This is a genomic window from Streptomyces sp. WAC07094 (genome assembly GCF_036320405.1).
Taxonomy (GTDB): domain Bacteria; phylum Actinomycetota; class Actinomycetes; order Streptomycetales; family Streptomycetaceae; genus Streptomyces; species Streptomyces lannensis.
Genome location: NZ_JAVMJZ010000003.1, coordinates 453,236 through 465,727, shown reverse-complemented (window position 1 = coordinate 465,727; position 12,492 = coordinate 453,236). Strand labels below are relative to the sequence as shown.

13 protein-coding genes are annotated in these 12,492 nt (G+C 69.4%); 8 read left to right on the top strand and 5 right to left on the bottom strand.

What is annotated here, in order from left to right; genetic code table 11:
• Position 1 precedes the first annotated feature (1 nt).
• On the bottom strand, positions 2-1,795 hold the full coding sequence (locus RCR19_RS41585) for a peptide ABC transporter substrate-binding protein (RefSeq protein ID WP_331270278.1): 1,794 nt from the start codon (positions 1,793-1,795) through the stop codon (positions 2-4).
• A gap of 187 nt (positions 1,796-1,982) precedes the next feature.
• On the opposite strand from RCR19_RS41585, the gene RCR19_RS41580 reads away from it, so the two are divergent.
• Positions 1,983-3,179, top strand: a complete 1,197-nt coding sequence (locus RCR19_RS41580; RefSeq protein ID WP_331270277.1) for an ROK family protein — start codon at positions 1,983-1,985, stop codon at positions 3,177-3,179.
• Between the two features lie 53 nt (positions 3,180-3,232).
• Positions 3,233-4,741, top strand: a complete 1,509-nt coding sequence (locus RCR19_RS41575) for a M81 family metallopeptidase (protein WP_331270276.1) — start codon at positions 3,233-3,235, stop codon at positions 4,739-4,741.
• 188 nt (positions 4,742-4,929) lie between these two features.
• On the opposite strand, the gene RCR19_RS41570 is transcribed toward RCR19_RS41575, so the two are convergent.
• Positions 4,930-5,139 carry a DUF1877 family protein gene (locus tag RCR19_RS41570; RefSeq protein WP_331270275.1) on the bottom strand — a complete coding sequence of 70 codons (210 nt, stop codon included), beginning with the start codon at positions 5,137-5,139 and terminating at the stop codon, positions 4,930-4,932.
• A 186-nt stretch (positions 5,140-5,325) separates the two neighbouring features.
• Here RCR19_RS41570 and RCR19_RS41565 point away from each other — a divergent pair, with 186 nt between their 5' ends.
• The 5 genes from RCR19_RS41565 (at position 5,326) to RCR19_RS41545 (ending at position 8,353) form a co-directional block, all read left to right on the top strand.
• Positions 5,326-5,829, top strand: coding sequence for a methylated-DNA--[protein]-cysteine S-methyltransferase (locus RCR19_RS41565; RefSeq protein WP_331270274.1), 504 nt, complete (start codon positions 5,326-5,328; stop codon positions 5,827-5,829).
• Positions 5,830-6,013: 184 nt separating this feature from the next.
• A complete protein-coding gene (locus RCR19_RS41560; protein WP_331270273.1) occupies positions 6,014-6,517 on the top strand; it encodes a methylated-DNA--[protein]-cysteine S-methyltransferase in 504 nt (167 codons plus the stop codon).
• 75 nt (positions 6,518-6,592) lie between these two features.
• Positions 6,593-7,324: a 2OG-Fe(II) oxygenase gene (locus RCR19_RS41555; protein WP_331270272.1), complete on the top strand. Its 732-nt coding sequence runs from the start codon at positions 6,593-6,595 to the stop codon at positions 7,322-7,324.
• Positions 7,321-7,629 carry an Ada metal-binding domain-containing protein gene (locus tag RCR19_RS41550; RefSeq protein WP_331270271.1) on the top strand — a complete coding sequence of 103 codons (309 nt, stop codon included), beginning with the start codon at positions 7,321-7,323 and terminating at the stop codon, positions 7,627-7,629. The genes RCR19_RS41555 and RCR19_RS41550 overlap by 4 nt, the downstream gene beginning before the upstream one ends.
• A 466-nt stretch (positions 7,630-8,095) precedes the next feature.
• Positions 8,096-8,353 (top strand): hypothetical protein, encoded by a 258-nt coding sequence (locus RCR19_RS41545; protein WP_331270270.1) that lies wholly within the window; start codon positions 8,096-8,098, stop codon positions 8,351-8,353.
• A 494-nt stretch (positions 8,354-8,847) separates the two neighbouring features.
• Here the strand turns inward: RCR19_RS41545 and RCR19_RS41540 are convergent, their stop codons facing one another.
• From RCR19_RS41540 to RCR19_RS41530, 3 genes are all read right to left on the bottom strand, one after another.
• Positions 8,848-9,135 (bottom strand): DUF1905 domain-containing protein, encoded by a 288-nt coding sequence (locus RCR19_RS41540; protein WP_331270269.1) that lies wholly within the window; start codon positions 9,133-9,135, stop codon positions 8,848-8,850.
• A gap of 276 nt (positions 9,136-9,411) precedes the next feature.
• Positions 9,412-10,419 (bottom strand): type I glyceraldehyde-3-phosphate dehydrogenase, encoded by a 1,008-nt coding sequence (gene gap / locus RCR19_RS41535; protein ID WP_331270268.1) that lies wholly within the window; start codon positions 10,417-10,419, stop codon positions 9,412-9,414.
• 105 nt (positions 10,420-10,524) lie between these two features.
• Positions 10,525-11,481 (bottom strand): helix-turn-helix domain-containing protein, encoded by a 957-nt coding sequence (locus tag RCR19_RS41530; protein WP_331270267.1) that lies wholly within the window; start codon positions 11,479-11,481, stop codon positions 10,525-10,527.
• A gap of 379 nt (positions 11,482-11,860) precedes the next feature.
• Between RCR19_RS41530 and RCR19_RS41525 the strand changes: the two genes are divergently transcribed.
• The gene (locus RCR19_RS41525) at positions 11,861-12,307 is read left to right on the top strand and encodes a hypothetical protein (RefSeq protein ID WP_331270266.1); all 447 of its coding nucleotides are present in this window, start codon (positions 11,861-11,863) and stop codon (positions 12,305-12,307) included.
• The last annotated feature ends 185 nt before the right edge of the window (positions 12,308-12,492 follow it).

Sequence of the window (12,492 nt, the reverse complement as noted above, 5' to 3'; positions counted from 1 at the left end):
GTCAGCTGGTCCACTTCCACTGTGCCGGGTGGAAGTTGGCCAGGGAGTCCTGGGAGAAGCCGCCCAGACCGTTGCGGATGACGGAGATCTGGTAGACGGGCTCGGGCAGCCAGATGACCGGCAGTTCCCGGGCGAGGGACGCGCTGTAGCCCTGGATCGCGTCGTTGGAACTCGACGTGGTGGACTGGGAGATGAGGCCGTCGACCTGAGGGTTCGAGTAGTTGCCGAAGTTCGAGCCGCCCTTGGACTGGAACAGCGAGTCACCGGTGGGGAAGGCGGGGAAGTACCAGCTGCCGGCGGTGCCGAAGAAGGACAGCTGCCACTTGCAGATCGACTGGCCGGCCGTGCACTGAGGGGTCTGCGAGAGCACGGAGTTGACCGGTGCGGTCTTGATCGTGAACTTGATCCCGGACTTCGCGAGCGAGGACTGGATCGCGCTCATCATGTTGTCGGTCACGGTCGAGCCGGACTGCGACAGCACCTGCATCTCGAACTTGGTGCCCTTGGCGACGCCCGCACCGCATTGCGTGGCGCCGGTGCCGGGGTCCGTACAGGTCATGACCCCGCCCTGCTCGCTCCAGCCGTGGCCGGTGAGCAGCTCGCGGGAGGCCGAGGTGGAGAAGGGGTACGGGTTGCTCTTCTGCTCCGGCGAGACGAACGCGGAGGTCTGGCCCTGGGGGACGGGGCCGTAGCCGGGCACCGCCGTCCCGTTGAAGATGACCTTCGCCAGACTGCTCTGGTCGATCGACCGCTGCACGGCCTGGCGGGCGTAGAGCTGCTTGAACACGGCACCCATGGCCGGGTTGTTGAAGTTGTAGGGCATGTAGGTGATCGCCCAGCCCGACCATGGTTTGACCGAGTAGCCCTGCGCGGTGAATTGCTCCTTCTGGTCGAGGTCGGTGGCCTCGATGTAGCCGTAGTCGACGCCGCCCGAACGCAGTGCGTTCTTCTCCGCGTCCGCCGTGGTGAAGGTGAGAAGGTTCACCGTCGGAATGCCGGGCTTCTCACCACCGTCGTACTTCTTGTTGGCGGCGAGGACGACCTTGCCGGCGGTGGAGAAGGACTTCACCGTGTACGGGCCGCTGATGGTCTTCCACAGGGCGTCCTTCTCGTAACCGGCTATGTTCTTGGCGGCGTTGTTGAGGTAGGTCCATACCTGCTTGGCGCCCGCGGCCGTGCGGTCGGCGTCCGACACCTGCGCCGAGGCTCCGGTCCTGTCCCAGACGTGCTGCGGCAGCGGGTTGATGCCGCTCAGCTCGTTGGCCAGCATCCACTGGGAGTTGTAGGCCCGGTCGAAGGTGAGGGTGAAGTGGCGGGCGTCCTCCGTCTTGAACGACGTCCAGTTGTCCGGCGCCTTGCCGGGGCTGTAGCCCGCCCACTCGGCCTTGTTCGCCTTGATGAGGTTGAACCAGAACTCGACGTCACGTGACGTGATCGGCTTGCCGTCGCTCCAGTGGCGGTTTCCCAGCGTGATCCGCACGCTCTTGCCGTCGGCGGCGAAGTCGGCGTCCGTTGCCACGGAACCGGCCTTGTTCCAGGCGATCTTCCCGGTGGAGCCGTCATACGCGATGAGCGGCTCCCACAGGGTGTTGGCGATGGAGATGTTGTTGGTGTTCAGGTGCGCCGCCGTACCGATCGGCAGGATCCAGTTCGGGGTGAAGTTAGCGGGCAGCGCGTAGTTGATCGAGTCATGGGAGCCGGACGATGTACCGCCCGTTCCGGAACAGCCCGCGAGCAGCAGCGTGCCCGCGGACAGGGCGGCACCGGCGACGAGCCTCGTGCGAGCAGGGGACATTTTTTTCACCTCGGGGGAGTGGGAGGACCGGAGGCGGGTGGGAAAGCCAGTCAACGACCGCTGTGTTCGAAGAAACAGACGCACCGCTGTAAAAAGCGTGTTACTGCTGTTCTGGAAAAAGCGATGAGCGGTGGTCACAGGCATACGCTCAACGCCTCGACAGCCGAAGTCGGAAGTTGCTTCGTCCATGACTGAAAAAAGTCCGCCACGCAGGAAACACATCCCCGGCGTTTCGTCGTTGGCAGAGCGTGTGCTCGAACTGCTCGCTTCCGGGCAGGCGTCGACGCGCACTGAACTCTCCACGCTGCTCGCCGCCGCGCCTTCGACGATCTCCTTCACGGTGAGTCAACTGCTCGCCCTCGGGCTGGTCGCCGAGGACGGCACGGTGACCGCCACCGGCGGCCGGCCGCGCAAGATGCTGCGCCTCGGCGGCAGCGAAGGCTTCGCGGTGGCGGCCGAACTCGGCGGCAAACACGCGCGTGTGGGCGTGGTGCTGCCCGGCGGTGGGCTCAGCGACGTGTCCACCGTGCCCTTCGCGACGGACGAGGGCCCCGAGTCGGCACTGCCCGGACTGGCACGAACCCTGGACAGCCTCGCCGAGCAGCACGGCAGAGTCCTGCTGAAGGGCGTCGGCCTCTCCCTCCCCGGCCCGGTCGATCTCATGTCGGGCGTCGTCACGCTTCCGTCCCGTATGCCCGGCTGGAACCGCTTCCCCGTGCGCGCCTGGCTGGAGGACCGCTTCGGCGTCCCCGCGGCCATCGAGAACGACGCCAACTGCATGGCGGTCGGCGAGCACACCGTGCAGCCGCCCGATCGCCGGCAGTCGATCATGGTGAAGACGGGTACCGCGATCGGGGCCGGCGTCATCGCCGACGGGCGGCTCTACCGGGGAGGCTCGGGCGCCGCCGGCGAGATCACCCACGTCCGCGTCGAGGCCGCCCACGACATCCCCTGTTCCTGCGGCAACACCGGCTGCCTGGAAACCGTCGCCTCGGGCGCGGCACTCGTCCGGATCCTGCGGGAACGAGGCCTGGAGGTGGCGTCCACCGAGGACGTCGTACGACTCGCCTCCGACGCCGATCCCGAGGCCACTCGTGCGGTCCGGCAGGCCGGACGCTACCTCGGCATGGTGCTCGCCGCGAACGTCAACTTCTTCAACCCGGACGCCGTTTACCTGGGCGGGATCCTGTCGACGCTCGAGCCGTTCGTCGCCGCCGTGCGAAGCCAGCTGTACGAGGGATGCCATCCGCTGGTGACCGAGCACCTGGTGATCGAGCGGGCGAGCCTGGGCGCCGACGCCGGACTGGTCGGCGCGGGCCAGTTCGCCCTGCACCGGGCGCTCGCCGAGGCCCTGCACGCGGTCACCGGCAACCACCACCCCTGACCCGGGGCAGCCGCCCGCCCCGGCACCCACCCCCGACAACTCGCGGAGGAGCCATGTCAGCACCCCGTCCCGTCATCGCCGTCGCCGGTCTCGGCATCGAGTCGTCCACGTTCTCCCCGGCCCGCACCGAAGCCCCCGCCTTCCACCCGCAGCGCGACGGCGACGTCCTGATCCGATACCCCTTCCTGGCACCGGGGCAGCCACTGCGCGCCGCCGCGGACTGGCACGGAGCCCTGGTCGGCAAGGCCCTGCCCGGTGGCACGGTGACGGCATCCGCATACGCGGAGCTGTCCGGAGAACTCATCGACCGCCTCAAGGGGTTGGGGCCGATAGACGGCCTCTGGTACGACATCCACGGCGCGATGACCGTCGAGGGCGTGGACGACGCGGAGGCGGAACTGCTGGCCCGCATCCGCGAGACCGTCGGCCCGGACGTGACCGTCTCGACGTCCATGGACCTGCACGGCAACGTCTCCCGCTCACTGGTCCACCTTTCCGACCTGATCACCTGCTACCGGATGGCTCCGCACGAGGACGCGATGGAGACCAAGGAGCGCGCCGCCCGCAACCTCGTCGACCACCTGGCGGGCGGTGGGCCGCGACCTGTGAAGGCGTGGGTCCCGGTGCCGGTTCTGCTCGCCGGAGAGCAGACCTCGACCCGGATCGAACCCGCCAAAAGCGTCTACGCCGCCGTCGAGGAGGTCGAGGCGGCCGAGGGGGTGACGGACGCGGCGATCTGGGTCGGCTACGCCTGGGCGGACGAGCCGCGCAACCGGGCGGCCGTGGTCGTCACCGGAGCCGACCGGGACGCCGTGGCCGCGGGGGCCGAGCGTCTGGCCCGCGGTTTCTGGGAAGCGCGGCACGACTTCGCCTTCGTCGCCCCGACCGGAACCCTCGCCGACTGCCTCGACGAAGCACTCTCCTCCGCGGCGCGGCCGTACTTCGTCAGCGACACCGGGGACAACCCGACGGCGGGTGGAGCAGGCGACGTCACCTGGGGGCTCCGCGAGGTGCTGGCCCGTCCGGAATTCCAGGATCCCGGCGGCCCGACCGTGCTCTACGCCTCGCTGCCGGGGCCGTCCGCGGTCGATACGGCCGTACAGGCGGGCGTCGGCGCCACGGTCACGGTCACAGCGGGTGCGGAGGCCGACGACCGGCACGCCGGGCCGGTCACCATGACCGGTGTGGTGCACGCGGTGCGGCACGGCGACCGGGACGCGCAGACGGAGGTGGTCCTGAGGGTCGGCAGCGTGCATGTGATCCTGACCCGGCTGCGCAAGCCGTACCACCACGAACACGACTTCACCGACCTCGACCTGGACCCGCGCGCTGCGGACATCGTCATCGTCAAGATCGGCTACCTGGAACCCGAACTGTTCGCGATGGCCGCCGACTGGAAGATGGCGCTCACCCCGGGCGGCGTCGACCAGAACCTGGTCAGGCTCGGCCACCACCGTATCCACCGCCCGATGTTCCCCTTCGATCTGGGGATGCCCGATCCGGACCTCACGGCCCGGATCATCGCCGCCTCGAACCTGCCGCTGGACGGTTCCGGGGAGTGAAGGGCAGCTTCCTGCCGCCCCGGTCGTCGGCCCCTCCGTCCGGGTGGGACACCACTGCTGGATGGAGGAGTGGGCCGCGCCTGCTGGGCGGTCAGGACAGGCCCGAAGGCGGATCAGGTCAGCATGAGGACGATGGCGTCGCCCGCGGTGGCGGTGGCGGTGGCGGAGAAGTAGCGTGTGAGTTCCTCTTAGTAGTGACGCAGGGTGCCCAGGTCCGAGCCGACCTCCGTGGCGGACTGCGGCAGCAGGTGGATCTCGTCGCTGCGCATGGCCGTCGAGTCGTAGTGCCCGGCCGACTCGTCGAACGGCGTGGCGGCCAGGAAGCCGCCGACCTGGGCAACGTCCTCGGGCGTCACATACCGGGCGGGTCGGTAGCCGCGAGCTCTGACAACCGCCACTTGTGACTTCCTGTCGCGAGGGTGATGGACGCTGCGAGCCGTACCGAACACCGCTCCGACTGGCCGTCGGGCCCCCTCCGACCTGCGGCGCAACCCCGCAGCGTGATGTCCGAATGCCGCCGGCGACGGTGCCCGTGAAGCGTGAAAGTGGAGGCTGAAACGATTCCGGGACAAGAGGAGGCGACGATGACCGCCTACACGACGATCACCAGTCCGCTGGGTGAACTGCTCCTGGTGGGTGAGGAGCACGGAGGCGACATCGATCTGGCCTCACTGCCCATGCCCGGCCAGAGGAACGCACCGGCCGTCCGCCCCACATGGCGGCGGGACGCGGCACGGTTCGCGGACGTGGCACAGCAGTTGAGCGCGTACTTCGACGGACGACTCACCGAGTTCGCCATCACCTTCGCGGCAGCCGGCACCGAATTCCAGCAGCGGGTCTGGCGCGAGCTCGAGCGCATCCCCTACGGCACGACCATCATATACGGTGCCCTTGCCGCACGACTCGGCCTGCCGCGGGACCGCATTCAGGCCCTGGGTGCGGCGATCGGCGCGAATCCGCTGCTGCTGGTGCGTCCATGCCACCGTGTCATCGGCGCGGACGGCTCGATGCGGGGTTATGCGGGCGGCGTCGAGCGCAAGGTGCACCTGCTCACCCACGAGGGCGCTCTGCCGCCGAGCCTCGTCTGAGGCCCAACGCAGACCAGGGCACGGCGAGTTCGCGACCTTCGCTGTGAGGTCCCCTGCTGTCGGACCATGACCTTCCCTCACGGCAAAGCGATGTCCGAATACCGCCGGACAGAGCAGTACGAAAGTCGCAAACTGGTCAATGGACGAGCATCCCACGAGAGCTCATGAAGGGGACACCGGACCAATGACTCTGTACACGACGATGGGCAGTCCGCTGGGTGAACTGCTGCTGGTGGGCGAGGAGTCGGCCACAGCCGAGGGCGGCACGGCCCTTGCCTCGCTGTCCGTGCCCGGCCAGAAGCACGGGGCGGTCGTCCAGGACGGCTGGATCGAGAAGCCGGAGGCGTTCACCGCGATCGTTTCCCAGTTGCGCGCGTACTTCGACGGAGGTCTGAGCGTCTTCGACCTCGAGTACGTCGCCAGTGGCTCGGACTTCCAACGGCAGGTGTGGGCGGCGGTGCAGAGCATCCCGTACGGCGCGACCCTCACCTACGGCGACATCGCCCGGCAGATCGGCGCCCCCGCCGCCGTCCGGGCGGTGGGCGCGGCGATCGGAGCGAACCCGTTGCCGGTCGTGCGTCCCTGCCACCGCGTGATCGGCGCCGGCGGTGCCCCGACCGGCTACGCCGGCGGGCTGCAGCGCAAGCAGCGGCTCCTCGACCTGGAACACGCCGGCCAACTCACCTGAGAGGTCGCCCCGGCCTCGCACCATCCCCGTGGGGGCGGAGCCGGGGTGGCACCACCGTTCCTGAGGAGCCTTGCCATGATCGACACCACCCGGCCAGCAGGGCCGGTAGACCGCAGGGTCGACGACAACGACTGGGCCGAACTCGCCGACGATCTCCACGAGTACGGCAACGCCCTGACCCGTCGGCTGCTCACACCGGAGGAGTCCCGCAAGATCGCCGACCTCTATGACGAGATCGCGCACTTCCGAACGACCGTGGACATGGCGCGCCACCGCTTCGGCTCCGGTCAGTACCGCTACTTCACCCATGATCTGCCCGCCCCCGTACGGGAATTGCGCAAGGCGTTCTACCCCCGGCTGCTGCCCATCGCCCGGGACTGGGCCGACAAGCTGGGCAAGTCCGCCCCTTGGCCGGACAGCCTGGGGGAGTGGCTGGAGATGTGCCACGAGGCGGGACAGGACAGGTCGGCACAGATCCTGCTGCGCTATGGCCCCGGCGACTGGAACGCCCTGCACCGCGACGTGTTCGGCGACATGCTCTTCCCGCTCCAGGTCGTGATCGGTCTTGACGCCCCCGGAGAGGACTTCACCGGTGGCGAGTTCCTCATGACCGAGCAACGCCCGCGTGCGCAGTCCCGAGGCTCGTCGACAACCCTCCCGCAGGGGCACGGCCTCGTCTTCACCACCCGCGACCGGCCCGTCGCCACAAAGCGGGGCTGGTCGAACGCCCCTATGCGGCACGGTGTCAGCACCGTCCGCTCAGGGCGCCGCCACACTCTCGGTCTCGTCTTCCACGACGCCGCATGACCGCCCCCGTGCCCCCGCCCGGCGACGGGCCGGAGCGGCGGCTCCACACCTTGGTCGGCCGGGACGGACTGCCCTACCGGAGCCTGAGCCCGGGCACTGTCGGTGGCCATCGCCGCACCCGGGTGTACGGACGGCTGGACTGTCCGTCCGCACTGCGCGCCATCGCCGGCGGTCACTACGTCACCCACAGGGTGTTCTTCGCGGACGAAGCCACCGCCGTCGAGGCCGGCTACCGCCCCTGCGCCGTGTGTCTGCCGACGGAGTACGCCCGTTGGAAAGCCGCGCGCCGGGCCGCCCGACCATGAACCCGCCGACCGGCCAAGCGAGTTCGGCGAGCGCGAAGACATGTCGGCCGACGGCATGTTGCTGGAAGCCGACAGCATCGCGGCTCAAGTGGAGCCGACCGAGATGACCTGGCCGGGCACGGACGTCGATGAGATACGCAGGCGGCACAAGGTCACGGGTGTGGCGGTGGGGCGTGGACCTGGGCCGAACGGGGTCTGGTCAGGCCTTTCGGCGACGCCCTGTGGCACTTCCTGACTGCAGAGTCGCTGGTCAGGTGCCCTATGGGCGCTCGGACCGTGCGGAGGGATGGCGGTGAGATTATGTGATTATTTGTGACGAATGAGAGATTAATTAGGTTTCAGTTATGTGCGGGCGTCTTTTCCGTTTTCGGCGCGCCGGCCGGGCAGTATCAGTTCCAGCCCGGCCGCACCGGACCGGGCCAACTGACGGAGCTTCACGCACCGTCGCTCGGAAAGGACATGTGAGATGACTGACAGGTTCAAGCGGGCCGCGGCCCTGGGTGCGGCCACGGTCGCGCTGACTTCGGGCGCGCTGTTCGGAGCGGTCGGCACTGCCTCGGCGGCACCGAGCCACCACCCCGGGCCGGACCACGGCCGGCACTGCTCGATCGGCCGGGGCTACTGGACCCAGACATGGATCCCGGGCCGCTATGAGCACCGCCACTGGAGGCCGGGCCACGTCCAGCGCGTCTGGCACCCCGGCCACAGGGACTGCCGCCGCTAGTACCTGGGTCGGTCCGGTTCCGACCGGCACGGGGAGGTCGCAGGTGCGGTCGGTACCGCTCAAGCACCTCTACCAGGTCCTGGAGGACGGCCAGGGCCTGGTAGAGGGGAGGGGGGAGACAGGGCGGGGGTGGGCCCGGATTGCGGTCCGGTCCAGCCGGTGGCGAAGCCGGCCGGACGGGGGAGCCGGCAGGGAGGCGGAGGAGCGGCGGCCAGGTTCCGGGTGTCGCCGCCCTCCGGCCGGATCCCGGAGTCCCACACACCGTGGACACACACGCAGTTGGGGCTCGAGCTCCGCTTCGAGCACTGCGACCTCCTCGCCGATGGCGGGCGATCGCAGGGCCGCGTGGTCATCGGGAGAGTACACGGACAGCCGTGACGCACAGCGGTTCCATGCCGTCTCGGGGGCGGCGCGCTCGCTGTCGGGGCCGTGGTCGCGGACCGCGGCCCCGACAGCCCCCTGTGGCCGTGAACGGCGATCCCAACGGCGACCGCCTAGAGGCGGACTGTCATGGCCACGGTTACGTCGTCACCTGCCGAGAGCCCTTGAGGCTTGCGTACAGCGCTCTTGAGCGGCAACAGATAGCCGCCGTCCTTCGGGAACAACGACGTGGTGAAGGCGGTCCCGCCGATCCGGGCCTCCACGGGAATCACTCCCCAGCCGTAGGTCGCCATCGCGGCGACCTCGCGGATATCGGCGGACTCCGCGGCCGGCACCGTGACGAAGTAATACGGAGACGGGCCACGCCATTCGATCACGGGGCCGGCGAAGACGAGTTCCATGAGGGCGGTCCGGTTCCTCGAGGAGGGCAACTGTCCGGGCCCAGCGTACATTCGGGCCCTCACTCGTCAGTGGCGCGGTGGGGCGGACAGCGGACCGACCTGCCGGCCACGGTGAACGCAGGCGTCGGTGCCCGGGGAGTCCCGGGCCGACGTGCCACCGGTCGTCACCCGTGGCGACAAGACGAACCCCGTCCGGAGACCACCGGGCGGGGCTCATCAGCGTCACATGCGTGTCGCGCCGCGCGGTCACGCGTCGGCGCAAGGCGCCACGAGACTTCAGCCGACGGTCGAGCCTGCGAGGAGTTCGAGCGTGTCGATCACACGGTTCGAGAAGCCCCACTCGTTGTCGTACCAGGCGACCACCTTGACGTGGCGCCCGTCGACCCGGGTGAGGGCGGAGTCGAAGATCGACGAGGCCGGGTTGCCGGTGATGTCGGAGGACACGAGCGGGTCCTCCGAGTACTCCAGGATGCCGGCGAGAGAACCCTGCGCGGCCGCGCGGTAGGCCTCCAGGACGTCGTCGAGCGTCACATCGCGGGCGACGGTCGTATTGAGTTCGACGATCGAGCCCACCGGAACGGGCACGCGGATCGAGTCGCCGGACAGTTTGCCGTCGAGGCCGGGCAGCACGTGGCCGATCGCCTTCGCGGCGCCCGTCGTGGTCGGCACGATGTTGACGGCGGCGGCACGGGCCCGCCGGGCGTCGCGATGCGGACCGTCCTGCAGGTTCTGCTCCTGCGTGTAGGCGTGCACCGTCGTCATGAAGCCGTGCTCGATGCCGGCGAGCTCGTCGAGCACCGCGGCCAGCGGCGCGAGCGCGTTGGTCGTGCAGGAGGCGTTGGAGACGATCGTGTGCAGGGCCGGGTCGTAGGCGTCGGTGTTGACACCGAACGCGAGCGTGACGTCGGCACCGTCCGACGGCGCGCTGACGAGCACCTTCTTCGCGCCTGCGTCGAGGTGGCCGCGGGCGGCCTTGGCCGAGGTGAAACGGCCGGTGGCCTCGAGCACGATCTCGACGCCGAGTTCGGCCCAGGGAAGCTGCGCCGGTTCGCGCTCGGCGAGAACCTTGATGCGACGGCCGTCGACGACGAGGGAGTCACCGTCGACGGTCACCGGCCGGCCGAGTCGGCCGGCCGTCGTGTCGTAGGCGAGGAGCCGTGCGAGGGTGGCGGGCTCCGTCAGGTCGTTGACGGCGACGATCTCCAGATCGCTGCGGCGCTCGAGCAGCGCTCGCAGCACATTGCGTCCGATGCGGCCGAATCCGTTGATGGCGATGCGAGTCATGGTCTGGTGTCCCTTCGGTTCGACACCAGGCTCGCGGTCGACGTCCGGCCGTGGCAGCGGCGAGAGCGCCATGGTTCGCAAGGATCGCGCCAGCGGAGCGGCGGGCTACTCACCCTGGGTGAATGTGCGCCGGTACTCGCTCGGCGTGGTGCCGAGAATGCGCTGGAAGTGCAGCCGCATGTTCGCGCCGGTTCCCAGACCGACGTCGGCGGCGATCTGCTCGACGCTGCGCTGCGAACGCTCGAGCAACTCCCGGGCCACATCGATCCGGGCACGCATGACCCACTGCATGGGTGTGTACCCCGTGTCCTCGTGGAAACGTCGTGAGAACGTGCGCGGCGACACCGCCGCATGCCGGGCGAGCGCCTCGAGGCTGAGCGGCTCGTCGAGCCGTTGAAGTGCCCATTCGCGGGTCGAGGCGAACCGCTCGCCGAGCGGCTCGGGAACACTGCGCGGCACATACTGCGCCTGACCGCCGCTGCGGTAGGGCGCCGCGACCAGACGCCGGGCCGCATGGTTCGACGCGGCCACCCCGAGGTCACGACGCAGGATGTGCAGGCACAGGTCGATGCCCGAGGCGGCGCCCGCCGACGTCAGCACGTCTCCCTCGTCGACGAAGAGGACGTTCTCGTCGACCTTGACGAGCGGATGCTTCGCCGCGAGCGCTCGTGTGTAGTGCCAGTGTGTTGTCGCGCGCTTGCCGTCGAGCAGGCCGGTCGCCGCGAGCGCGAACGCGCCCGTCGAGATGGCCGCGAGCCTCGTGCCCCGACCGTGGGCGGCGATCAGGGCGTCGACGGCGGCCTGTGGTGGGTCGTCGCGGTCCGGGAACCGGTAACCCGGGATGAAGACGGTCTCGGCCCATTCGAGCGCCTCCAGACCGTCGTCGACGTGATACGACAGGCCGTCGCCCCCGGTGACAAGGCCGGGAGCGGCGCCGCACACCCGGACCTCGTACGGCATGCTGGCCCGGGTCGTGAACACCTGTGCGGGAATGCCGACATCAAGCGGCTTCGCACCCTCGAGTACGAGGACGGCGACACGATGCAGGCGGCGGTCTGACACGGCGAACAGCGTACGCGCAGGTCATCAAGGCCGCCCGAGCATCTTCCCCGGCCGATCGCCGACGTCGTGGTCACTCCGCCCCGACCTCTGCCTGATCCGAACGGAGATCGGGCCGTCACCGCCCGAGCCCCGGCGCACGGTCTTCGCAACACGGCGACGGCGACCCGATCCGGCTCACCATCACTCCGTTCGGGGTGCTCGAGGCGGATGCGAGGGGGCCAAGGCATGCGCCGTCCGCAGGACATGTGCGCGAATCTTCACTTGTGTCGCGATGCGTGGAATGTCGGAGGCCGCACCCCCGCCTAGGGTGTGCCTGCCACACTCCCGTCAGGCCCTGCTGCTTCCCCGACAGCGGGGCCCACCCCTGTTGAGGAGCACCGTGCCTGACCTCCAGGAGCTAGACGCTGCCCTTCCCGCTCTCCTGCACCGCAGCCCGGCCGAGGTGCTGGCGGAGATCGAGGAGGCCCAGCGGGCAGCCGCGGCCGCGTATCCGCCCGAGCCGTCGATCATCCCGCCGCCCGAGCACGTCTACCCGTGGGGCCATCTCTGGTGGTGGCGGTTCCTGGCCTTCCCTTGCGTGCTGCGGTGCGGCTGGGCGCACATCGAGGACCTGATCCGCGACGACCTCGAACCGTTCGTCATGCGCATCGGCGAGAGCCCACGAGAAGAGATCAGCCAGGGGATCAGCGAGCACGCCGTACTACGGAACGTGAAGCGGCGCAGGCGGATCGAGGCCGCGATCCGCAGACACGCCGAACAGGCCCACACCGAACAGGCCCATCACGCGCAGGAGCCGTACAGCGGACGATGCGAGGGAACACAATGACCCCTCCGTCGGGCGCGGCTGCGGCCCGTACCTGAACGCGGCGAGGCGGCCGGGGCGTTCCCTGTGCCATGGTCGGCCGCTCGCCGGTGTCTGAAGGTCCGGAAGGCAGTGAGCGATCCGGCGAGCGGTCATGGACTACCGCCCGGCCCGGGTCCTGTCCTCGGTTGCCCGGTCGGAGCCGGTGA